Origin of the sequence: Flavobacterium sp. (assembly GCF_031381455.1) — a bacterium.
Taxonomy (GTDB): Bacteria; Bacteroidota; Bacteroidia; order Flavobacteriales; family Flavobacteriaceae; genus Flavobacterium.
The window spans coordinates 18,855-40,567 of the sequence record NZ_JANMXZ010000032.1 but is presented as its reverse complement, the minus strand read 5'-3'; the positions used below and the strand labels follow the sequence as shown (position 1 = coordinate 40,567).

The window sequence follows — 21,713 nt, the reverse complement described above, 5'->3', positions numbered from 1 at the left end:
ACAAAAATGAACAACAACACTTTAGCTATCATTTTGGGAGGTGGACAAGGCTCCAGATTAGCACCATTGACAGAAAGTCGCTCAAAACCAGCCGTTCCAATTGCCGGAAAATATCGTTTAGTTGATATTCCGATTTCCAATTGTATTAATTCTGACATTAAAAGAATGTTTGTTTTGACCCAATTTAATTCGGCTTCATTAAACCAACACATCAAAAATACGTATCATTTTAGTCATTTCAGCATGGCTTTTGTTGATATTTTAGCGGCAGAACAAACACCGGATAATCCAACATGGTTTCAAGGAACAGCCGATGCGGTTAGACAATGTATGACACATTTTATGAACCATGATTTTGATTATGCTTTAATTTTATCCGGCGATCAATTGTATCAAATGGATTTTAATGCCATGATAAAAGCGCATCATGATAGTGGTGCCGCCATATCGATCGCAACTTTGCCAGTAGATTCAAAAGACGCACCCGAATTTGGAATTCTGAAAACAGATTCAAATAATTTCATTACTTCCTTTATTGAGAAACCAAATGTTAGTTTATTACCCGAATGGACATCAGAAGTGAGTGAAGAGTCAAAAGCTGAAGGAAAACTTTATTTAGCTTCGATGGGAATTTATATTTTCAATAGGGAATTGTTAATTGAATTAATGAAAAATCCTGACACCAAAGATTTTGGAAAAGAAATCATTCCACAAGCCATTGGGAAACAAAAAATATTAAGTTATCAATATGAAGGATATTGGACCGATATTGGGAATATCGATTCCTTTTTTGAAGCTAATTTAGGCTTGACCGATGACATTCCAAAATTCAATTTATTCGACAATTCGAGTAAAATTTACACCCGTGCCAGAGTTTTGCCACCATCAAAAATTACGGGTGCCTCTACAGTCGATAAATCTGTTATCGCTGAAGGTTGCATTATAAATGGTACTACTATTGAGCATTCTGTAGTTGGAATTAGAAGCAGAATTGATTTTGGTTCATCCATTATAAACTCTTATTTAATGGGTAATGATTATTACCAAAATATAGAAGAGATTAGGACGAACAAAATGCATGGAATTATCAATATTGGTATCGGCGAACGTTGCTTTATCAATAACACAATTGTAGATAAAAATTGCAGAATCGGAAATGATGTTCGGCTCAATGGCGGTAAACATTTAGAAGATGGAAATACCGATTTGTATACTGTTAAAGACGGAATTATAGTAGTAAAAAAAGGGGCCATTATACCCGATGGCTTTACAATATAAAGATAAAAAAATCCCGATTCCTCGGGATTTTCTTTTTTAATTCATCGTTATGTAATTGTATATTTTTTGTCCGGCTAAATCATCTAAATGTGCTTTCTTTTGCATTCTGGAAACTATTGGTTTCCATTCTTCAGCAGAAAAATCTTTAGCATCATATAACTTATGGCATTTGGCACAGTTGTTTTCATAAAGCGATTTACCTTCTGCTAATTCCGCAGTCATTACTGTTGGTGCTGGTTTAGTAGAAGCAGTTGGCTCAGTATTTTTAACTTCTGTTGTTGGAACGCTCGATTTAGATGCACAAGAATAAATGATTACGGCTAGAACGGATAAGACTAGTACTTTATATTTCATGTTTTTTGTTTTTTTGGTTCAGGTAAATATAAAAAAAATCCCAACAGTGAGCTATTGGGATTTTAAATTTAAGTAAATATTAAATAAATTATCCTTTGACATCCATCAATTCTACGTCAAAAACTAAAGTTGCGTTTGGTGGAATTACACCGCCAGCACCACTTGAGCCATATCCTAAATAAGATGGAATAACAAAACGCGCTTTATCACCAACTTGTAACAAGGCAATTCCTTCGTCCCAACCTTCAATAACCTGACCTTGACCAAGCCTGAATTCAATTGGTTTTTTTCTTGGATAAGAAGAATCAAATACTTTTCCATTTTCTAATGAACCTTCATAGTGAACTGAAACTGTTTTACCGCTTTCAGCTTGTTTTCCTGAACCTTTTTGTATCATTTTGTAACGCAAACCGCTGTCTGTTTTATCAAAACCCGCTGCTAATTTTTCCATTGACTCTTCGGCAAGTTTTTTAGCTTCTTCAATTTTTTTTAAACGTGAACCTTCAAATGTCCTGAAAGCTTCAATAGCATTCCACTTTTGAGCTTCGTCTCCTACTCTAACGATTTCTAAACTGTCAATCAAATCGCCTTGCGCAATAGCATCAACAACATCCTGACCTTCTACAACGTTTCCAAAAACAGTGTGTTTTCCGTCTAACCAATTCGTTGGTGTATGTGTTATAAAGAACTGCGAACCATTGCTTCCCGGTCCAGAATTTGCCATAGACAAAACACCTGGTTTATCGTGTTTTAATGTTGGATGAAACTCATCTTCAAAGTTATAACCCGGACCACCAGTTCCAATTCCTTGTGGACAACCACCTTGAACCATAAAGTCTGGAATTACTCTGTGGAATTTTAATCCGTCGTAATAGGGTTTTCCCATTGGTTTTGCTGAATTTTCTAACTGCCCTTCGGCTAACCCAACAAAATTCCCAACTGTTCCCGGTGTTAAATCGTGTGTTAGTTTTACTAAAATCGAACCTTTAGTCGTGTTGAATTTAGCGTATATTCCATTTTCCATAGTGTGAATTTTTATTTTGTGGTGCAAAGATAATATTTAAAATTGTAATTTTGGATACCAATAAAAACGAAACTATGAGTTCTATTTACAATAAAGCAGACAACGAAATTATCATTTCCAGAATCAATAAGCTTTCTCCTGAAGCAAAAGCACATTGGGGGAAAATGACTGTAGATCAAATGCTTTCGCATTGCCAGGCACCAATGGATTTTGCTTTTGGAAAAACTCCGATGAAAGCCAATTTTGTAATGCAACTTTTGGGAAAAATGGTGAAAGGTAAAATGCTTAAATCAAAAGAGTTCAAGAAAAATAGCCCAACTGCTCCCGCTTTTATTAGAACCGGAGCTTATGATTTTGAACAAACCAAAAACGAATTAATCGAAAGAATAGTAGTGTTTTCAGATTTGGGACAAAAGGCAATTAAAACTACCAAGCATCCTTTCTTTGGAGAAATGACTTATGACGAATGGAGTCAACTGCAAACGATGCATTTGGATCATCATTTGAGACAGTTTGGTGTTTAAAAAACTCAAAGCCCTAGCCCCGATAGTAGTGGAAATCCTTTTATAACTTGCCACGGGTTTAAACCCGTGGCAAGTTATAAAAGATTGAAACGGATAGCGGGAAACAGCTCCTCACTTCGACCCTTCGACTTCGCTCAGGACAGGCTTGCTCAGTGTGACATTCTATTTTATATCTTTGCAGCATGCGAATAGATATCATCACCATTTTACCCGATTTATTGCGAAGTCCTTTTGAAGGCTCAATCATGAAACGCGCCATCGAAAAAGGATTGGTGGAAGTTCATTTTCATAATTTAAGAGATTACACTACCAATAAACAAAAAAGTGTTGACGATTATCCTTTTGGTGGTGGCGCTGGAATGGTAATGATGGTTCAGCCGATTGACGCTTGTATTACGCATTTGAAAAGTGAAAGACACTACGACGAAATAATTTATATGTCGCCTGACGGTGAAACTTTGAACCAGAAAATGGCCAATACCGCTTCGATGTACGAGAATATCATCATCCTTTGTGGCCATTATAAAGGCGTTGACCAACGCGTTCGCGATCATTTTATTACCAAAGAAATATCGATTGGTGATTATGTTCTTTCAGGTGGCGAAATTGGTGCTATTGTCTTTTGTGATGCCATCATCCGATTAATTCCTGGTGTTTTATCAGATGAAACTTCCGCCTTGACTGATAGTTTTCAGGATAATTTATTGTCGGGACCAATTTATACACGTCCGGCTGATTACAAAGGCTGGAAAGTTCCCGATGTTTTGACCAGCGGTCATTTTGCTAAAATTGACAAATGGCGGGAAGATATGGCGTTTGAACATACCAAAAATCGTCGTCCTGATTTACTAGAAGAATAAAATATGGAAAAACCTATAGTTTCTGCAATGCTTGCCTACGGAATGTCGGGGAAAGTTTTTCATGCACCTTTTTTGGAAACAAATAAAGGATTCGATTTATATGCTGTTTTGGAAAGAAATGAAAAAAAAGCAATAAAAGATTATCAAAATATCAAAAGCTACGATTCCATTTCAGATTTAGTAGCAGATGATAAAATCGAATTGGTGGTTGTAAATACTCCAAATGATACTCATTTTGAGTATACCAAGTTAGCTTTAGAAGCCAATAAACATGTACTGATTGAAAAACCAGCAACTACAACTCCGGAAGAATTTACAGCCTTATTGGCACTGGCAAAAAAAGTAAACCGTAAAGTATTTGTTTACCACAACAGAAGATGGAGCAGTGATATCATGGCTGCAAAACAAATCATCAAATCCAAAAAATTGGGCGATGTTGTTGAAATGCATCTTCGTTTTGACCGATACAGACCAGCAATTGGCGTAAAATATTTTAAAGAAACTCCAATTCCAAGTAGCGGAATCTGGTATGATTTGGGTTCGCACTTAATTGATCAGGCAATCTCAATTTTTGGAAAACCCATAAGTCATTTTGGAACCAAAAACAGCTATCGAGAAAATTCTCAGGTTGATGATTTTGGATTTATGTACCTATTATTTCCAAACAAAGTCAACGTATTTATAACAACAAGTCTGCTAATTTCTGACCCTCAACCCGGAATTATACTACATGGAACGAAAGGAAGTTTCATTAAAGAATTTTGCGACGAACAGGAAAACCAACTTATTGATGGTATGTCACCTTTGCATCCTGAATTTGGTCTCGAAAAACCAAACAAAGAGGGAAAACTAACTTATTATAACGAAAACCAAGAGCAGATTATTGAAAACATTCCGTCACTCAAAGGGAATTTCAATGCACTGTTCGATGAAGTTTATCAAAGTATTCGCAACAACAAAGAGTTTTCAGTTGATAATCAAGACATTATAGCGCAATTAAAATTACTTGTTTGATTAAAAAATAATTCGTAATTCATAATTCGTAATTAGTAATTCTTTTATATCTTTGCCCCCACATTTGACCAACCTCTGGCGAAAACCGTGAATGTTGCTCCGATTTAAAACCATAATAATAAAAAAAATGGCAAATTTAGTAGATTTCGTTAATAACGAATTATCAACAAAAAAAGATTTCCCTACTTTCGGTGCTGGTGATACTATCACAGTTTACTACGAAATTAAAGAGGGTGAAAAAACAAGAACTCAGTTTTTCAAAGGAGTTGTAATCCAAAGAAAAGGTGCAGGAATGACTGAAACTTTTACAATCCGTAAAATGTCTGGTGCAGTTGGTGTAGAGCGTATCTTCCCAGTTAACATGCCAGCTTTGCAAAAAGTAGAAGTTAACCAAAGAGGTAAAGTTAGAAGAGCTCGTATCTACTACTTTAGAGAGCTTACTGGTAAAAAAGCTAAAATCAAAGAAAGAAGAAGATAATTCTAAACTTTCTGTTCATAAAAAAAGTCTCGTCTAGTTCCAAAACCAGACGAGACTTTTTTTATTCTGTCAATTTAAATGTGTAATTTTATCAAATCAACAGTTTTTCAAAGGTAAAATAACAATTTCATAATTCAATCGATTTCGCGATTGTTGTCAACCGAATTTCTATCTTATTATATATATTTGCTATCGCAAAAAATTAAAACATTTGATATTAAGAGGAGAATGTCCAGTGGACATTCGGCATCTGATTCAAACAAAACAAAAAACCTAAAGTATATGGCAAAAATTAAAGTAGCCAATCCAGTAGTAGAATTGGATGGCGATGAAATGACACGAATTATTTGGAGTTTTATTAAAGAACAGCTAATCCTTCCTTATCTAGATTTAGATATCAAATACTACGACTTAGGCATAGAGCATAGAGATGCTACTAAAGACCAAGTTACAATTGACTCCGCAGAAGCCATCAAAAAATATAACGTAGGTATTAAATGTGCCACTATAACTCCAGACGAAGAAAGAGTAAAAGAATTTAATCTTTCTGAAATGTGGAAATCACCTAACGGAACCATTCGTAATATTGTTGGCGGAACTGTTTTTCGTGAGCCAATTATCATGAAAAACGTTCCTCGTTATGTTCAAGGTTGGACAAAACCTATTGTTATTGGACGTCACGCTTTTGGTGATCAATACAAAGCTACTGATAAAGTGATCAAAGGAAAAGGAACGTTAACGATGGCATTTACCAATGAAGCTGGTGAAACAACTACTTGGAATGTTTACGACTTTAAAGGTGACGGAGTTGCAATGTCGATGTATAACACTGACGAAAGCATCTATGGTTTTGCTCATTCGTCTTTTCAAATGGCGTTGACTAAAAAATGGCCATTGTATCTTTCTACAAAAAATACAATTCTAAAAGCGTATGACGGAAGATTTAAAGACATCTTTGAAGAAGTGTACCAACAACATTACAAAGCTGAATTTGATGCTAACGAAATCACATACGAACACCGATTAATTGATGACATGGTTGCTTCGGCAATGAAATGGAGTGGTGGATTTGTTTGGGCGTGTAAAAACTATGATGGCGATGTGCAGTCGGATACTGTTGCTCAAGGATTTGGTTCGTTAGGATTAATGACCTCCGTATTGGTAACTCCGGACGGAAAAACAGTTGAAGCGGAAGCAGCACACGGAACTGTAACGCGTCACTTCAGAGAACACCAAAAAGGTCGTGCGACTTCTACCAATCCAATCGCATCAATCTTTGCTTGGACACGTGGATTAGAGCACAGAGGTAAATTAGACGGAAACCAGGCTTTAATAGATTTCTGTTTAAAACTGGAACAAGTTTGTGTGGAAACTGTAGAAAGCGGAAAGATGACTAAAGACCTAGCCATGTTGGTGAAACCAGAAGGTTTAACTGCTGCTGATTATTTAACTACTGAAGGATTCCTAGCGGCAATTAAAGAAAACTTAGATGCTAAATTGGGATAAAAATTTATCTCTGAAATATATTTAAAAAGGCGGTCTCGTTATAAAACAAGATCGCTTTTTTTATTGTCCTAAAATGTCAACTTTATTAATGATAATCGTGGCTTTAACATTGGTTAATAAGCCCGAAAGATTATTTCCTATAATTTCGCCTTTATCATTAAAGATAGAAAACTGAGCTGTGTTTGGCGAAACCATACCTTCATTTAGTGCTTCAATTACCAGTTGGTTTTGACCGTTTCTAAGATTCAATTTAATTTCTCTGTAACCACTTTCTAAAGTAATTGCGTCAATTACAATTTCATCATTCAGCCAAATACGAACCACATCTCCATCAGGATCACCATAATCCTTAAGTGTAAATTTTGCAGTAGCTGTTGAACATTTATACGTTGCTAACAGATAATCTTTTTTATAATAATCATAAATTTTACCATCAGTAATTTGCTTGTTCATTTTATCAGTATACACTTTAGCCGGACTGGCAAATTGTTCTTTTTCAAAGATGCTTTTTTCTTCTTCGGGTTTTTTCTTTAGTAACGAAACACTTTCTCCTAATTTGTCTTTTTTATCAAAAATACTTGGATAGGTAATGGCTTTTGAAGATGTTGGTGAAACTGCACCTTTTGGATTTGAAATAGGAGCAATCGAAATTGTTTTCTTAGGCAACTCAAATTGAGCGAAACCCTTGAAGGGAATAATTACTAAAAATAAAAAAGCAAAAGCTGCTTTCATATAGGAGATTTATTTAAGTCGTAAAAGTATTCAAAAACTTGTCAAAAATTGTTCCAAATTAACCATAGATTAACAAATTAGAGTACGAGGTACAAAGTATAAGGTGGGAAGTCAATAAAGTTTGACCTCGTACTTCCAACTTCGTACCTCGTACTTTTTCATTACTTTTACACTTCAATCTTCCAACTTCTAACTTCGTACTTTAAAATGTCATCACATCATATCGTTCGCGACGACCAGGAACCAGCTTTAATCATTGCCAATGGCGAAGCCTGTAGTTCCGAATTATTAGGACAATTGCTAGAATGGTCGCCAATAGTGATTGTTTTAGATTCGGCTATAGAACGAGTTTTAGAATTGGGAATAAAAGTCGATGTGTTATTAGGTGATTTTGATAGAGGCTTTGATGCCAATCATTACAAGGAAAAACAATATCCAATCGAAATAGTGTATGCTCCAAATCAGGACAAGACCGATTTAGAAAAAGCATTTGATTATTTAATCGAAAAAGGCCACAAAGCAGCCAATGTTATTTGGGCAACCGGAAGACGCGCTGATCATACCATTACTAATTTAACGAATATTGTTGCCTACAGAAACCTATTAAAAGTCGTGATTCTCGATGATCATTCTAAAGTTTATCTTTTGCAAAACAACTTTGAAAAATGGTATACCGCCAATACAATTTTGTCCTTGATTCCGATTGGAAAAGTAACCGGTATAACCACTAAAAATCTTTTTTATTCACTGATTAATGAAGACTTAACTATTGGTTACCGTACCGGAAGCAGTAATCATGTTGCCGAAGATGGAATTGTTTCGATAACTCACAAAGAAGGCGATTTATTATTAATGGAATGTTGGGACTAAAACCACTAACTATAAAAATTTAGACCGCTAATTACTACGTCAGTTCGACCTTTGGTCTCGAGTCACAAATTAAAAAAACACATACATAAAATAATTTGCGAATTTGCGGTCATTTAAAAACCAAATAACAAGTTGAAAACTCAAAATACAACAGAAAAAACAAGTTTACATCCCAGAAATCCGCATCGGTTTCGATATGATTTTGATGCCTTGATAACCGTTTGTCCTGAATTGCAACTTTTCGTTTCTGTCAATGAACATCAGATTGGCTCGAGCGATAGCGAACAGGCGAAGCAAACAATTGATTTCAGTAATCCCGAAGCAGTAAAAGCACTTAACAAAGCATTATTGATATCGAATTATGACATTCAAAACTGGGATATTCCGGCTGGCTATCTTTGTCCACCAATTCCTGGACGCGCTGATTATATTCATTACATCGCTGATTTATTGGCAACAAACAATAACGAAAATATTCCAGAAGGTGAAACTGTTGTTGGTTTGGATATTGGTATTGGTGCCAATTGTATTTATCCGATTATTGGAAATTCGGCTTATGGCTGGAGTTTTGTCGGGACAGATATTGATGAAAAGACACTTCAGAACTGCAAAAAAATCATTACTAACAATCCGAAACTAATTGATGTAATTAGCTTGCAATCACAAATAGAACCAAGATTTATTTTTAAAAACATTATACTTCCTGAAGATCGATTTGCTTTTACAATTTGTAATCCGCCGTTTCACGCATCGCCCGAAGAAGCTGCGAAAAGTGCCTTGCGTAAAGTCAATACATTAGAAAATAAGAAATTCGAAAAGCCTGTATTAAACTTTGGCGGTCAGAATGCCGAATTGTGGTGCAAAGGTGGCGAATTGGGTTTTATTACTCAAATGATTTATGAAAGCGCCAAATATCCAATGCAGTGTTTTTGGTTTACGACTTTGGTATCCAAAAAAGACAATCTGAAGAGCATTTATAAAATATTGAATAAAGTTGGTGCTGTTGAAATCAAGACTATCGATATGGCTCAAGGCCAAAAGATAAGCCGTATTGTAGCTTGGACATTTCTATCTGAAGCACAACAAAAAAACTGGAAGTTTTAATTCACTTATGAAAAATCCTAAAATCTAAATCTTAAAAATGAAATCCTTTCGAATAATTGGTGTGCACTGCGCCATGATTGCATCAGGACAAATCAAGGAGGTCAAGGTAATTATGATGCTGCAACATACTAAAATTAACAAACTAGTAGAATAGTTTTTTGTAACTTCGTGAAAAGTTTGATTATTAATTTTTTTAAATCCACTTCTTATGAGCACAATCGAATTAAAAAATATTATAAAGTCAAGAATCGACAGTATTACTGACAATGATTTTTTAAATGCTTTGAATATAATTTTAATTTCAAAGACTCGAGATGTAATTATACTTTCTGAAGAACAAAAACTTGCCATAAAGAAATCTCAGAAAGAATATGCAGAGGGTAAGCTTTACACAAATGATGCTGTCAATGAAGAAATGGAAAAATGGTTGCGAGAAGAATAATTTGGACAGCAACTGCAAAATTACAACTACAAGAAATTTTCGAGTATTTTAATTTCAGAAATAAGAGAAAAACCTATTCTTTAAAATTGAACAGGATTATTCAATCTGAAATAAAATCATTACTTCTTCAATCAAATATTGGTAAAAAAACCGACGCCATAAATGTTCGTGGTTTATTGATTGAAAACTATTATGTTTTTTATCAAATAAATCAAAAAGACATAATAATTCTCTCTGTTTGGGACACAAGACAAAATCCTAATAAACTTAAAATCTAATGAAATTCCAAGTCGTATCCGATTACAAACCTACCGGCGATCAACCGCAAGCTATTGAAAAACTCTCTGCTGGCATTTTCAATGGTGATAAATACCAAACGCTGTTGGGTGTTACCGGTTCTGGTAAAACATTTACCGTTGCTAATGTGATACAAAACATTGATAAACCAACTTTAGTTTTGGCACACAACAAAACATTAGCCGCCCAATTATACTCAGAGTTCAAGCAATTTTTCCCAAACAATTCGGTGCAATATTTTGTTTCTTACTATGATTACTATCAACCTGAAGCCTTTATTCCGGTAACGGGAACGTATATCGAAAAAGATTTATCCATCAATGAAGAATTAGAAAAGCTACGTCTGAGTACCACTTCTGCCCTTCTTTCAGGTCGTCGTGATATTATTGTAGTTTCTTCGGTTTCATGTTTGTACGGAATTGGAAATCCGGTGGAATTTCAGAAAAATGTAGTTTCCATTGCTAAGAATGAAATTATATCACGCACCAAATTATTACACCGTTTGGTACAAAGTTTATACTCTAGAACTGAAGCCGATTTTACGCCGGGAACTTTCCGAATTAAAGGTGATACTGTTGACATCTTTCCGAGTTATGCTGACGAACCATATCGTGTCCATTTCTTTGGCGATGAAATTGAAGAAATCGAAGCTTTTGATGCCAAAAGTTCCAAAGTTTTAGAGCGTTACGAAAAACTGAATATTTATCCCGCCAATATGTTTGTGACATCGCCTGATGTATTGCAAGCAGCGATTTGGGATATCCAACAGGATTTAGTAAAACAAGTCGATTATTTCAAAGAAATTGGGAAACATCTGGAAGCAAAACGCTTGGAAGAACGTACTAATTTTGATTTGGAAATGATACGCGAATTAGGTTACTGCTCCGGAATTGAGAATTATTCCCGCTATTTGGACAGACGTCTTCCGGGAACGCGCCCTTTCTGTTTGCTGGATTATTTTCCCAATGATTATTTGATGGTTGTGGATGAAAGCCACGTGACAATTTCCCAAGTGCATGCCATGTATGGCGGCGATAGAAGTCGGAAGGAAAACTTGGTCGAATATGGTTTTAGATTACCTGCTGCAATGGACAATCGTCCGTTGAAGTTTGAGGAATTTGAAAGCATGCAAAACCAAGTCATTTATGTTTCGGCAACGCCAGCCGATTATGAGTTACAAAAGAGCGAAGGAATTTATGTTGAGCAAGTTATTCGTCCAACAGGATTACTTGACCCAATTATAGAAGTGCGACCAAGTCTGAATCAGATTGATGATTTGATTGAAGAAATCCAGGTAAGATGTGAAGCCGATGAACGAGTTTTGGTAACGACTTTAACCAAAAGAATGGCGGAAGAACTGACTAAATATTTAACTAAAGTCTCTATCAGATGCCGATATATTCATTCGGATGTAGATACTTTAGAACGTGTTGAAATCATGCAGGATTTGCGTAAAGGTTTGTTTGATGTTTTGATTGGAGTTAACTTATTGCGTGAAGGTTTGGACTTACCCGAAGTTTCGCTGGTGGCAATTTTAGATGCCGATAAAGAAGGTTTTCTGCGAAGCCATCGTTCATTGACACAAACCGTTGGTCGTGCCGCTCGGAACGTAAACGGAAAAGCGATTATGTATGCTGATAAGATTACCAACAGTATGCAAAAAACGATGGACGACACCAATTACCGTCGCGAAAAACAAATAGGCTACAATACTTTACATGGTTTGGAACCAAAAGCCTTGAACAAAAGTTTAGGAAGCGCACTTGGAAACAACTCCGTTTCCACACAATATTTTGAAGATAAAATTGCCAAAGCTGCCGAACCCGAAAGTTTGTATTTATCCAAACCCGAAATCGAAAAGAAAATCCGTGACGCCAGAAAAGCAATGGAAAAAGCAGCAAAAGAATTAGACTTCATGCAGGCCGCCAAACTGCGTGATGAAATTAAAAGTTTGCAGGAAAGGATTTAATTTAAGATTAAAATGAACTACAGTTTCAGAAAAGCTACAACATTAGAAATCCCTCAAATATGGGGAATAATTCAGCAAGCCATAGTCCGTAGAAAAAATGACGGAAGTCAGCAATGGCAAGATGGTTATCCAAATGAAACCGTTATTCGGCATGATATTGAAAACGGCATTGGCTATGTATTAACTGATAATGATACTATCGTAGGTTATGCTGCTATACTTTTCAATGATGAACCAGCTTATGAACAGCTAAAAGGAACTTGGCTGACTAATGGTGATTTTGCAGTAGTGCATAGAGTTGCCATTTCAGATGACTATTTAGGTAAAGGTTTGGCTCAGAAAGTTTTTCTTTTTACCGAAGATTTAGCAATACTTAATAACATCTTTAGCATCAAAGTAGATACCAATTTTGATAACATCCCAATGCTGAAAATTCTTGAAAAACTAGGATATACCTATTGTGGAGAAGTCACCTTTAGAGGTGGAATCAGAAAAGCTTTTGAGAAAAAATTGACTATTCTTTAGTTCAACTGCTCCTGGAAAACTTCCAATAAAAATTCAGCAGAAATCATTTTGTTTGGTGAACTTTCCATTGCCTTTAGAACCCGCTTAATAGCATGTGGATTTAATCCCATATTGATACCTATTTCATGGATTTTAATGTGTTCTCGTTCGTGTAAAACGCCGTCGCAATGCATAAGTAAAGCCAAACGGTAGAATTGTTTAATGCGCTCAAACTCTGATTTAATGACAATCGGATATTCTTCCTGATGAAAAAGACTTTTGAAGTCGCTTTTGGCTACCTGAAGTTCTTCGGCAATCATGGTCAAAAAAAGATATTCTCTTTCATGCAATCTCCCGTCAATGACAGAAAACGCAATCATTTCAGATAAAAGTGCCAATCTTTCTTTGTAATCGTTCATGTCAATTTTATAATTTTTTAGCTAAAATATAATTTTTTGCTTAATAGTAAAACTTTATTGTTTTGAAATACATTTTTTATGTTTCATCATTCGTTTTAAAAATGAAGAAAGAATTATTTTTTGTTACTTTTACTTCTTTAAACATCTGAGCTCATGAATATTTTTAAAATGGCGATTTTTGGTTTGTTGCTTACTTCCGCAACTGCATTTTCGCAATACAACGATTATTACAATTATAATAGATTAGGTCGCTCTAATAGAGATATTTCCAGAGATTACTCGTCCTCCTCATCACAACCTTCAGCTGAACAAATTGAAAAAGCTAAAGCAAAAAAAATTGATGAAATTATTGCCAACTTAAAAACTGAGTTAACATTAGATGAACTTCAGGCTATTGCTATAAAAAATGAAATTGCTTCAAGCATTAAGAACATAGATATTGTTAGCAAAAAAGAAACTTCAGAGGAAGAAAAATCAAAAGAAATAAAAGCACTTACAGACAGAACAGAAATCACAATTAACTCCTATTTAAACGTAGCACAAAAAGAAAAATATAAAGCTTTGATATCCGAAAGTAAAAGAGGTAAAAAAGACAAAAAAGATAAAAAGACTCGAGGTAATCCCAAAGCTTCGGGAGAACAGAGCGAAGCTAAAGAGAAAACGGTCGAAGAATAAATCTAATAATTAGCATTTTGAAACAGTTTTTATCATCCCTCTTTTTATTTGTTCTTTGCTCTACAAATGCCCAACAAAGTACTGCCAGTAACCAAGTTTCAACCTTTACCATTGATGCACCACAATTGAAAATTTCTAAAAGGATTTGGGTGTATTTGCCAAAAAACTACAGCACTTCTACCAAAAAATATCCTGTCATTTACATGCATGATGCACAAAATTTATTTGATGCAAAAACTGCTGCTTATGGCGAATGGAATATCGACGAAACCTTAGACAGCATCAATGCTCAGGTAGTTGTCATCGGGATTGAACATAGAGGAGACAAACGAATAGAGGAATTGACTCCGTATAAAAATGCCAAATATGGGGGTGGCAAAGCCGATGATTATTTGGATTTTATTGTCAAAACCCTGAAACCAAAAGTGGATGCAACATACAGAACTAAGACTAATGCTAAAAACACTTCCATTATGGGCAGTTCACTTGGTGGGTTAGTTTCGTTTTATGCTGCCATAAAATACCCTGAAGTATTCGGAAAAGTGGGATGTTTCTCGCCTTCTTTTTGGTTTGGAAGAAATGAAATGAATGATTTATTGGCACAAACCAAAGACTTTAATACTAAAGTTTATTTCCTCTGCGGCGATAACGAAGGCGATGATGACGTTATTCGCGACATGAAAAACGTAGAACATTGGGTAAACACCAAGCGTTGTGAATGCAAAAAACTAAACAAAGAAGTAATCGTCAAAGGCGGACAGCACAACGAAAAATTGTGGCGTGAGAGTTTTAAAAAGGCGTATATTTGGCTTTTCTGAGTGACTGAGTGACTGAGTAGCTGAGTAACTTAGAAAAAGAAAAAAACTAAAAATAACTCAGGCACTCAGCAACTCAGTGTCTCAGCAACTTTAAAAAAATGAACAACAACGACATCTTTAAAAAACTTCGTGTGGCCTTGCAGCTTCGTGATGATCAGATTGTGGAGATTTTGGAATTAGTAGATTTCAGAATGTCTAAAGGCGAAATAGGAAATATTTTCCGCAATGCAGATCACGCTGATTTTATGGAATGTGGCGACCAAGTGTTGCGCAATTTCCTAAACGGATTGGTGATTCATCTTCGTGGCACTAAAGAAAATCCTAAAAATGCTATGGATGTTATTAGACAGAATCAGGAAGTTGTAAAGAAAAATGTTGCTGAAAAGTCCAAAGCATCATTTAAGCCTGATACAGAATTTAAGCCTAAACCGAAAACAGATTCCAAAAAAAAGCCTTTTAATCCAAAAGACAACAAAAAATCCTCACAAAAAATCCAAGTGGTTGAAAAAGTGCAGTATAAAAACGGCAAAAACAAGAAATAATTTTTTTGTATTAGGGTAAATTATATATTTACTTGTTCTTATATAAATTAACCAAACCAAAACCAAATGAACTTATTTAGTAAAATTGTAATTGCAAGTTTTGCGATTGTAACGTTTTCTTGTGATAATGAAAATGACACAAAAGCTTCTAACAAAGGGAATTCAACAGCTGCAATCACCACAGCTACTCCAAAGAAATTTTTATTTGATGCTACCAAAGCTGAAACTGCAGGAAATGCGGATTGGGTTTTAGATGCCGATTCATCTCCACAACGTTTCCCAACACCAGCACAATCTAATGTTACAGCTACAACTACTGAAAGTTTTTGGCGTGGCGGATTATCTGCTTGGGGAATTGCTTTAGCCAAATTAGGTCATACTGTTGAAACACTACCATCGGGAACAGCCATTACTTTTGGTGGAACTGGTGCACAAGATTTGAAAAACTATGATGTTTTTGTTATAGATGAACCGAATACAAGATTTACGGCTGTAGAGAAAACGGCAATTTTAAACTTTGTAAAAAACGGCGGTGGTTTATTTATGATTTCAGATCATACCGTTTCCGATAGAAATAATGATGGTTGGGATTCACCAGCAATATGGAATGACCTGATGTCTACTAATACTGTAAAAACAAATCCGTTTGGAATTACTATTACTTTGAATAATTTTTCAGAAACTACTTCCAATAGATTAAGTGCAACTACTAATCCTATTTTGAATGGTTCACAAGGAACAGTAACCCAACTGAAATATTCTGCTGGAGCTTCCATGTCAATAAATACAACGGCAAATGCAACGGCACAAGGATTAATTTGGAGAGGAAGTTCTTCACAAGGGAGTTCTAATATCATGTGTGCCACAGCAACATTTGGAACAGGAAGAGTTGTTGTAATTGGTGATAGTTCGCCAGCCGATGACGGAACCGGAGCAAGCGGAGATACACTTTATCCGGGTTGGACAGAATTGGCTTCTCATGCAAGATTGCATATGAATGCTTCGCTTTGGCTGGCTAAGTTGTAAAACTTAATTATATAAAATGAAAATCCTTAGCTTTCACTCAGGATTTTTTTATGCTAGTCTTTGTCTTTTCTGTTCTCGTGCCAACAAGGTGTTTTTCAAAAGCATGGCAATCGTCATTGGCCCAACGCCACCAGGAACAGGTGTTATATAAGATGCTTTTTTGGAAACCGCATCAAAATCTACGTCACCGGTAATTCGGTAACCTCTTGGATCAGTTTCATCTGCAACACGTGTAATTCCAACGTCGATTACGACTGCATCATCTTTAATCATTTCGGCTTTCAGATAATTAGGAACGCCTAATGCTGTGATAATAATATCAGCTTGTGTTGTGATTTGGGCTATGTTTTTAGTATAACTGTGCGTAAGCGTTACAGTGGAATTTCCAGGGAAACCTTTTCTTCCCATCAAAATACTCATTGGTCTTCCGACAATGTGACTTCTTCCAATGACAACCGTGTGTTTTCCTTTAGTTTCAACATTATATCGCTCTAGTAATTCTAAAATTCCAAATGGTGTTGCCGGAATAAAAGTAGTCATATCTAACGCCATTTTTCCGAAATTTTCAGGATGAAATCCATCAACATCCTTGCTTGGATCAATAGCCATAATTATTTTTTGCGTATCAATTTGGTCAGGCAAAGGCAACTGCACAATAAAACCATCAATATCATCATTTGCATTGAGTTCGGCAATTTTTTTCAGCAATTCTGTTTCCGATGTAGTACTTGGCATTTTAACCAAAGTCGATTCAAATCCGACTAATTCACACGCTTTGACTTTGCTCCCAACATAGGTTAAACTGGCGCCGTCATTCCCAACAATTACTGCTGCCAAATGAGGAACTTTCTCCTTGTTAGCTTTCATTTTGTTGACTTCCGCCGTGATTTCGGTTTTGATGTCGTTAGAGATTTTTTTTCCGTCTAATAATTTCATTTGTGTATTGTTATTATTTATACAAAAAAAGACGCGATAAATCGCGCCTCTACTTATTTCATTCCACCCATCATCTTCATCAGATTCTTTCCACCGCCGCCTTGCATCATTTTCATCATTTTGCTCATTTGGTCGAATTGTTTCATCAGCTGATTTACTTCTTCTATTTTTCTACCGGAACCTTTTGCGATTCTGGTTTTTCTTTTCATATCGATTAATGTAGGTTTGCTTCTTTCTTTAGGTGTCATCGAATGGATAATAGCTTCTATATGTTTGAAAGCATCGTCTTCTATCTCCACATCTTTCAGCGCTTTTCCGGCACCTGGAATCATTCCGACCAGGTCTTTCATGTTACCCATTTTTTTCACTTGTTGAATTTGAGCTAAGAAATCGTCAAAACCAAATTCGTTTTTGGCAATTTTCTTTTGGATTTTTCTTGCTTCTTCTTCATCATATTGCTCTTGCGCTCTTTCTACCAAAGAAACTACATCACCCATACCTAGAATTCTTTCCGCCATACGCGATGGATAGAACACATCGATAGCTTCCATTTTTTCTCCCGTTCCAATAAACTTAATTGGTTTATCTACAACCGATTTAATTGAAATTGCAGCTCCACCACGAGTATCACCATCTAATTTGGTTAAAATTACTCCGTCGAAATTTAATCTATCGTTAAAAGCTTTTGCTGTATTCACCGCATCCTGTCCAGTCATTGCATCCACAACGAACAACGTTTCCTGCGGTTTTACAGCAGCGTGAACATTGGCAATTTCGTTCATCATTTGTTCGTCAATAGCCAAACGACCGGCAGTATCAATAATTACTACATTAAAGCCATTTGACTTTGCATATGCAATCGCTTTAAGCGAAATATCAACAGGGTTTTTATTTTCCGGTTCAGCATATACTTCAACTCCAACCTGACCTCCAACAACCTGTAACTGATTAATAGCGGCAGGACGATAGATATCACATGCTACTAAAAGTGGTTTTTTATTCTTTTTTGTTTTAAGATAATTGGCTAGTTTTCCTGAGAAAGTCGTTTTACCCGAACCTTGTAAACCCGACATTAAAATTACTGTTGGATTTCCAGAAAGATTAATTCCGGTAGCATCGCCACCCATTAATTCGGTTAATTCGTCTTTAACGATTTTAACCAATAATTGCCCCGGTTGCAATGTTGTTAATACATTTTCACCGATTGCTTTTTCTTTAACTTTTGTGGTAAAATCTTTTGCGATTTTAAAATTAACATCGGCGTCAAGCAAGGCACGACGGACTTCTTTCAAAGTTTCGGCTACGTTGACTTCGGTAATTTTTCCATGTCCTTTTAGGATATGGAATGCTTTGTCTAGTTTATCGCTTAAATTATTGAACATATGCTGACTTTGCTTTTAATGAAGTGCAAATTTAAGGATTTGATTTAGAAGTATGAAAGTATTATAAATAAAAAACCAGCATCTCTGCTGGTCTTTAATAATTTTCTATTTAAGTAATTATTTTATTGCTTAATCTCCATCATTGTGGTCTGCGTCATCTTCATTATCATTTTCATCATCTGAATCATGATTTCCACACTCGGAAGTTGCTTCAACGATGTCTTCTTCAAGTTGTTGATTATTTTGTACAACTATAATTTGCCCGTTGGCATCAACAATCGAAATAGGATAATTAATGGTTACATAATTACTTCCTTCAACCGTTTCAAGCAAAACATACAAATCATGATCATTATTTATAGTGACGTCTTCAAGAACTGAATTATTAGTTGTAGAAATTACAAACGGATACGTTAATGAAATGCAATTGATTGCGTTGTCGTCATCGTCATTGTCCTCATCGTCGTCATTATCAACATCATCATTATGACAATTTTCCATTATATCGTGCAATTGTTCATTAGTGGTAACAACTTGCTGTGTGAAATCGGCAAAAATTATGGTTATTGGAAAAACAAACTCTAAGTGATCATCGTCATCATCATGCTCTTCAAAAAGATTGGCAACAGTTTGATAATCTGCCGGAGTTGAGATAACGGTTGAAATATTATTAACGATAACTGTAAACGGAAGTTGAACCGTAAAACAGCTCGTATTGTCGATAACATTATCCGATGATGTTCGTTTTTGGGAAACTCTTGACAACAGTTTTTTCAAAGTAGAATTTGCCGTAATCTTGTTTGAAGAACCTGAACTGTCATTTTCACATGAGCTCAAAGAAATTAACCCAATTAGGCTAATTAACATTATTAATTTTGATACTTTTTTCATTTTTTTTTGATTTGGTTAACAATTTAAAAAATTTATATTCAGAGATATATATTTAGAAACGTAAAATTAACGAATATATTGTTTCAAATTGATATTATGTTACATTCTTTCGGGAACTTCAATCCCTAACAGTTTGAAAGCCGATTTTATTATTTCAGCTACTTTTTTGGACAACTGCACGCGAAACACCTTCTTAGTAAGATTTTCTTCTCCTAAAATCGAAACTGATTGATAAAACGAGTTGTATTCTTTTACCAATTCATAAGTATAATTGGCAACTAAAGCCGGCGAATGATTGTTGGCCGCGTTTTGAATTATTTCGGGATAAAGTTCAATTTGCTTCAGCAGTTCTTTTTCTTTTGGGTGAAGCATCTCTCCAGAAGCTTCGGGATGGCTCGGTTGGACAATATCGAAATCTGCTTTTCTCAAAATGGACTGAATTCGGGCATACGTATATTGAATAAACGGACCAGTATTTCCTGCAAAATCAACTGATTCTTCTGGATTAAAAAGGATTTGTTTCTTTGGATCCACTTTCAAGATGTAATATTTCAAAGCACCAAGACCAATTGTTTTGAAAAGTTTTGCTTTTTCTTCTATTGAATAGCCTTCTAATTTTCCTAATTCAGTTGAAATCCTTCCGGCAGTTTCTGTCATTTCTATCATCAAATCATCGGCATCAACAACAGTTCCTTCACGAGATTTCATTTTCCCGGAAGGCAACTCCACCATTCCGTATGACAAGTGAAATAAGCTTTCAGCCCAATCAAATCCGAGTTTTTTCAGAATTAGAAACAACACTTTAAAGTGATAATCCTGCTCGTTTCCAACGGTGTACACCATTCCGCCAACATCAGGAAAATCTTTGACACGTTGAATTGCTGTTCCAATATCCTGAGTCATATAAACTGCAGTTCCATCGGAACGTAACACAATTTTTCTATCTAAACCATCAGGTGTCAAATCAATCCAAACTGAACCATCAGCATCCTTTTCAAAAATACCTTTTTCCAAACCGAATTGAACGACTTCTTTCCCTAGTAGATAGGTATTGCTTTCATAATAATAACTATCGAAATCAACTCCGAGGCTTTTATAAGTCTGGGCAAAACCGTCATAAACCCATTGGTTCATAGTTTTCCAAAGTTGGATAACTTCTGGTTTGCCTGCTTCCCAATTGAGTAGCATTTGTTGCGCTTCCTTAATAATCGGAGCTTGTTTTTTTGCTTCGTCTTCTGTTTTTCCTTGAGAAATTAGTTCCGCAATTTGGATTTTATATTCTTGGTCAAATTTTACATAAAAATTTCCAACCAGCTTGTCTCCTTTCAGACCTGCACTTTCCGGTGTTTGTCCGTTTCCAAATTTTTGCCAAGCCAACATCGATTTGCAGATATGAATTCCACGGTCGTTGATGATTTGGGTTTTATAAACTTTTTTACCTGAAGCTTTGATGATTTCAGCAACGGAATATCCTAAAAGATTATTTCGAACATGCCCAAGATGTAAAGGTTTATTGGTGTTTGGCGAGGAATATTCGACCATTATTGCCTTCTCATTTGGCGAAACTGAAGCAAAACCATAGCTTTCATTATCTTTTATTTTGTTAAAAAAATTAAGATAATAATCGTCTGAAATCACAATGTTCAAGAATCCGGACACTACATTAAAGCGTATAACTTCATCAACATTTTCAACTAAATAGTTTCCGATTTTAGTTCCGATTTCTATTGGATTTCCTTTGATAACCTTTAATAGCGGAAAAATAACCATAGTAATATCGCCTTCAAATTCTTTACGGGTGATTTGAAATTCAACTTTGTCAATAGAAATATCAAATAATTGTTGTACTGCTTTTTGAATCGGTAAAGTAAGAATTTGAGAAAGCGTCATGGTAATTTCATTTAAGTTGGCAAAGATAAACATTACAAGATAATTTTAATAGTTAGAGCAATTTATAAAACAAGTGTGATTAAATGTATAAGAAAAATATTTTTTGTAAGTATTTTATGTTTTAAAATAAAAATATTATGCTTTTTATCGATATTATTTGCATTTTAACGATGTTTCT

Annotated in this window: 24 protein-coding genes; 16 read left to right on the top strand and 8 right to left on the bottom strand. The window is 35.3% G+C overall.

The features are described 5' to 3' along the window. Positions 1–6 precede the first annotated feature (6 nt). Complete coding sequence (locus tag RMN97_RS07770; RefSeq protein ID WP_309613954.1) at positions 7–1,278, top strand: glucose-1-phosphate adenylyltransferase; 1,272 nt, start codon at positions 7–9, stop codon at positions 1,276–1,278. 36 nt (positions 1,279–1,314) lie between these two features. Here the strand turns inward: RMN97_RS07770 and RMN97_RS07765 are convergent, their stop codons facing one another. Further along, positions 1,315–1,632, bottom strand: a complete 318-nt coding sequence (locus RMN97_RS07765) for a cytochrome c (RefSeq protein WP_309613953.1) — start codon at positions 1,630–1,632, stop codon at positions 1,315–1,317. A gap of 88 nt (positions 1,633–1,720) precedes the next feature. Then, positions 1,721–2,656 (bottom strand): peptidylprolyl isomerase, encoded by a 936-nt coding sequence (locus tag RMN97_RS07760; protein ID WP_309613952.1) that lies wholly within the window; start codon positions 2,654–2,656, stop codon positions 1,721–1,723. A gap of 74 nt (positions 2,657–2,730) precedes the next feature. Here RMN97_RS07760 and RMN97_RS07755 point away from each other — a divergent pair, with 74 nt between their 5' ends. The 5 genes from RMN97_RS07755 to RMN97_RS07735 all read left to right on the top strand — a co-directional run bounded on the left by RMN97_RS07755 (position 2,731) and on the right by RMN97_RS07735 (position 7,038). Then, positions 2,731–3,180: a DUF1569 domain-containing protein gene (locus RMN97_RS07755; RefSeq protein WP_309613951.1), complete on the top strand. Its 450-nt coding sequence runs from the start codon at positions 2,731–2,733 to the stop codon at positions 3,178–3,180. Positions 3,181–3,362: 182 nt separating this feature from the next. Further along, positions 3,363–4,040: a tRNA (guanosine(37)-N1)-methyltransferase TrmD gene (gene trmD, locus RMN97_RS07750; RefSeq protein WP_309613950.1), complete on the top strand. Its 678-nt coding sequence runs from the start codon at positions 3,363–3,365 to the stop codon at positions 4,038–4,040. A 3-nt stretch (positions 4,041–4,043) separates the two neighbouring features. Continuing rightward, positions 4,044–5,054, top strand: coding sequence for a Gfo/Idh/MocA family oxidoreductase (locus tag RMN97_RS07745; RefSeq protein ID WP_309613949.1), 1,011 nt, complete (start codon positions 4,044–4,046; stop codon positions 5,052–5,054). 127 nt (positions 5,055–5,181) lie between these two features. Further along, positions 5,182–5,532: a 50S ribosomal protein L19 gene (gene rplS / locus RMN97_RS07740; protein WP_309613948.1), complete on the top strand. Its 351-nt coding sequence runs from the start codon at positions 5,182–5,184 to the stop codon at positions 5,530–5,532. Between the two features lie 282 nt (positions 5,533–5,814). Then, positions 5,815–7,038: an NADP-dependent isocitrate dehydrogenase gene (locus RMN97_RS07735; protein WP_309613947.1), complete on the top strand. Its 1,224-nt coding sequence runs from the start codon at positions 5,815–5,817 to the stop codon at positions 7,036–7,038. Between the two features lie 60 nt (positions 7,039–7,098). Here RMN97_RS07735 and RMN97_RS07730 read toward each other — a convergent pair whose 3' ends face one another. Continuing rightward, on the bottom strand, positions 7,099–7,770 hold the full coding sequence (locus tag RMN97_RS07730; RefSeq protein WP_309613946.1) for a hypothetical protein: 672 nt from the start codon (positions 7,768–7,770) through the stop codon (positions 7,099–7,101). A 207-nt stretch (positions 7,771–7,977) separates the two neighbouring features. Here RMN97_RS07730 and RMN97_RS07725 point away from each other — a divergent pair, with 207 nt between their 5' ends. The 6 genes from RMN97_RS07725 (at position 7,978) to RMN97_RS07700 (ending at position 12,977) form a co-directional block, all read left to right on the top strand. Continuing rightward, positions 7,978–8,640, top strand: a complete 663-nt coding sequence (locus RMN97_RS07725) for a thiamine diphosphokinase (protein ID WP_309613945.1) — start codon at positions 7,978–7,980, stop codon at positions 8,638–8,640. Positions 8,641–8,772: 132 nt separating this feature from the next. Then, positions 8,773–9,744 carry a 23S rRNA (adenine(1618)-N(6))-methyltransferase RlmF gene (gene rlmF, locus RMN97_RS07720; RefSeq protein WP_309613944.1) on the top strand — a complete coding sequence of 324 codons (972 nt, stop codon included), beginning with the start codon at positions 8,773–8,775 and terminating at the stop codon, positions 9,742–9,744. 208 nt (positions 9,745–9,952) lie between these two features. Beyond that, the gene (locus tag RMN97_RS07715) at positions 9,953–10,186 is read left to right on the top strand and encodes a hypothetical protein (RefSeq protein ID WP_309613943.1); all 234 of its coding nucleotides are present in this window, start codon (positions 9,953–9,955) and stop codon (positions 10,184–10,186) included. Continuing rightward, positions 10,168–10,464: a type II toxin-antitoxin system RelE/ParE family toxin gene (locus RMN97_RS07710; protein WP_309613942.1), complete on the top strand. Its 297-nt coding sequence runs from the start codon at positions 10,168–10,170 to the stop codon at positions 10,462–10,464. Before RMN97_RS07715 ends, RMN97_RS07710 begins: the two co-directional genes overlap by 19 nt. Beyond that, the gene (uvrB, locus tag RMN97_RS07705) at positions 10,464–12,452 is read left to right on the top strand and encodes an excinuclease ABC subunit UvrB (protein WP_309613941.1); all 1,989 of its coding nucleotides are present in this window, start codon (positions 10,464–10,466) and stop codon (positions 12,450–12,452) included. Before RMN97_RS07710 ends, uvrB begins: the two co-directional genes overlap by 1 nt. Before the next feature lie 12 nt (positions 12,453–12,464). Beyond that, entirely contained in the window at positions 12,465–12,977 is a 513-nt protein-coding gene (locus RMN97_RS07700) for a GNAT family N-acetyltransferase (RefSeq protein ID WP_309613940.1), read from the top strand. Here RMN97_RS07700 and RMN97_RS07695 read toward each other — a convergent pair. Beyond that, a complete protein-coding gene (locus RMN97_RS07695) occupies positions 12,974–13,375 on the bottom strand; it encodes an excinuclease ABC subunit B (protein ID WP_309613939.1) in 402 nt (133 codons plus the stop codon). The two genes, RMN97_RS07700 and RMN97_RS07695, sit on opposite strands and share 4 nt — an antisense overlap. A 153-nt stretch (positions 13,376–13,528) precedes the next feature. Here RMN97_RS07695 and RMN97_RS07690 point away from each other — a divergent pair, with 153 nt between their 5' ends. The 4 genes from RMN97_RS07690 to RMN97_RS07675 all read left to right on the top strand — a co-directional run bounded on the left by RMN97_RS07690 (position 13,529) and on the right by RMN97_RS07675 (position 16,436). Continuing rightward, on the top strand, positions 13,529–14,050 hold the full coding sequence (locus tag RMN97_RS07690) for a hypothetical protein (RefSeq protein WP_309613938.1): 522 nt from the start codon (positions 13,529–13,531) through the stop codon (positions 14,048–14,050). A gap of 17 nt (positions 14,051–14,067) precedes the next feature. Beyond that, on the top strand, positions 14,068–14,868 hold the full coding sequence (locus tag RMN97_RS07685; RefSeq protein ID WP_309613937.1) for an alpha/beta hydrolase-fold protein: 801 nt from the start codon (positions 14,068–14,070) through the stop codon (positions 14,866–14,868). Positions 14,869–14,966: 98 nt separating this feature from the next. Next, positions 14,967–15,410, top strand: coding sequence for a DUF1456 family protein (locus RMN97_RS07680; protein WP_309613936.1), 444 nt, complete (start codon positions 14,967–14,969; stop codon positions 15,408–15,410). Positions 15,411–15,476: 66 nt separating this feature from the next. Then, complete coding sequence (locus tag RMN97_RS07675; RefSeq protein WP_309613935.1) at positions 15,477–16,436, top strand: hypothetical protein; 960 nt, start codon at positions 15,477–15,479, stop codon at positions 16,434–16,436. A 48-nt stretch (positions 16,437–16,484) separates the two neighbouring features. Here the strand turns inward: RMN97_RS07675 and RMN97_RS07670 are convergent, their stop codons facing one another. The 4 genes from RMN97_RS07670 to argS all read right to left on the bottom strand — a co-directional run bounded on the left by RMN97_RS07670 (position 16,485) and on the right by argS (position 21,535). Beyond that, positions 16,485–17,372 carry a tetrahydrofolate dehydrogenase/cyclohydrolase catalytic domain-containing protein gene (locus tag RMN97_RS07670; RefSeq protein ID WP_309613934.1) on the bottom strand — a complete coding sequence of 296 codons (888 nt, stop codon included), beginning with the start codon at positions 17,370–17,372 and terminating at the stop codon, positions 16,485–16,487. A gap of 53 nt (positions 17,373–17,425) precedes the next feature. Next, entirely contained in the window at positions 17,426–18,754 is a 1,329-nt protein-coding gene (gene ffh, locus RMN97_RS07665; RefSeq protein WP_309613933.1) for a signal recognition particle protein, read from the bottom strand. 129 nt (positions 18,755–18,883) lie between these two features. Then, positions 18,884–19,645 (bottom strand): hypothetical protein, encoded by a 762-nt coding sequence (locus tag RMN97_RS07660; RefSeq protein WP_309613932.1) that lies wholly within the window; start codon positions 19,643–19,645, stop codon positions 18,884–18,886. Between the two features lie 99 nt (positions 19,646–19,744). Continuing rightward, complete coding sequence (gene argS, locus RMN97_RS07655; RefSeq protein ID WP_309614007.1) at positions 19,745–21,535, bottom strand: arginine--tRNA ligase; 1,791 nt, start codon at positions 21,533–21,535, stop codon at positions 19,745–19,747. Positions 21,536–21,713 lie beyond the last annotated feature (178 nt).

Coding starts and splice junctions, on each gene's coding strand:
- RMN97_RS07770 (WP_309613954.1), top strand. CDS start 7: ATGAACAACAACACTTTAGCTATCATTTTGGGAGGTGGACAAGGCTCC.
- RMN97_RS07765 (WP_309613953.1), bottom strand. CDS start 1,632: ATGAAATATAAAGTACTAGTCTTATCCGTTCTAGCCGTAATCATTTAT.
- RMN97_RS07760 (WP_309613952.1), bottom strand. CDS start 2,656: ATGGAAAATGGAATATACGCTAAATTCAACACGACTAAAGGTTCGATT.
- RMN97_RS07755 (WP_309613951.1), top strand. CDS start 2,731: ATGAGTTCTATTTACAATAAAGCAGACAACGAAATTATCATTTCCAGA.
- trmD (WP_309613950.1), top strand. CDS start 3,363: ATGCGAATAGATATCATCACCATTTTACCCGATTTATTGCGAAGTCCT.
- RMN97_RS07745 (WP_309613949.1), top strand. CDS start 4,044: ATGGAAAAACCTATAGTTTCTGCAATGCTTGCCTACGGAATGTCGGGG.
- rplS (WP_309613948.1), top strand. CDS start 5,182: ATGGCAAATTTAGTAGATTTCGTTAATAACGAATTATCAACAAAAAAA.
- RMN97_RS07735 (WP_309613947.1), top strand. CDS start 5,815: ATGGCAAAAATTAAAGTAGCCAATCCAGTAGTAGAATTGGATGGCGAT.
- RMN97_RS07730 (WP_309613946.1), bottom strand. CDS start 7,770: ATGAAAGCAGCTTTTGCTTTTTTATTTTTAGTAATTATTCCCTTCAAG.
- RMN97_RS07725 (WP_309613945.1), top strand. CDS start 7,978: ATGTCATCACATCATATCGTTCGCGACGACCAGGAACCAGCTTTAATC.
- RMN97_RS07715 (WP_309613943.1), top strand. CDS start 9,953: ATGAGCACAATCGAATTAAAAAATATTATAAAGTCAAGAATCGACAGT.
- RMN97_RS07710 (WP_309613942.1), top strand. CDS start 10,168: ATGGTTGCGAGAAGAATAATTTGGACAGCAACTGCAAAATTACAACTA.
- uvrB (WP_309613941.1), top strand. CDS start 10,464: ATGAAATTCCAAGTCGTATCCGATTACAAACCTACCGGCGATCAACCG.
- RMN97_RS07700 (WP_309613940.1), top strand. CDS start 12,465: ATGAACTACAGTTTCAGAAAAGCTACAACATTAGAAATCCCTCAAATA.
- RMN97_RS07695 (WP_309613939.1), bottom strand. CDS start 13,375: ATGAACGATTACAAAGAAAGATTGGCACTTTTATCTGAAATGATTGCG.
- RMN97_RS07690 (WP_309613938.1), top strand. CDS start 13,529: ATGAATATTTTTAAAATGGCGATTTTTGGTTTGTTGCTTACTTCCGCA.
- RMN97_RS07680 (WP_309613936.1), top strand. CDS start 14,967: ATGAACAACAACGACATCTTTAAAAAACTTCGTGTGGCCTTGCAGCTT.
- RMN97_RS07675 (WP_309613935.1), top strand. CDS start 15,477: ATGAACTTATTTAGTAAAATTGTAATTGCAAGTTTTGCGATTGTAACG.
- RMN97_RS07670 (WP_309613934.1), bottom strand. CDS start 17,372: ATGAAATTATTAGACGGAAAAAAAATCTCTAACGACATCAAAACCGAA.
- ffh (WP_309613933.1), bottom strand. CDS start 18,754: ATGTTCAATAATTTAAGCGATAAACTAGACAAAGCATTCCATATCCTA.
- RMN97_RS07660 (WP_309613932.1), bottom strand. CDS start 19,645: ATGAAAAAAGTATCAAAATTAATAATGTTAATTAGCCTAATTGGGTTA.
- argS (WP_309614007.1), bottom strand. CDS start 21,535: ATGACGCTTTCTCAAATTCTTACTTTACCGATTCAAAAAGCAGTACAA.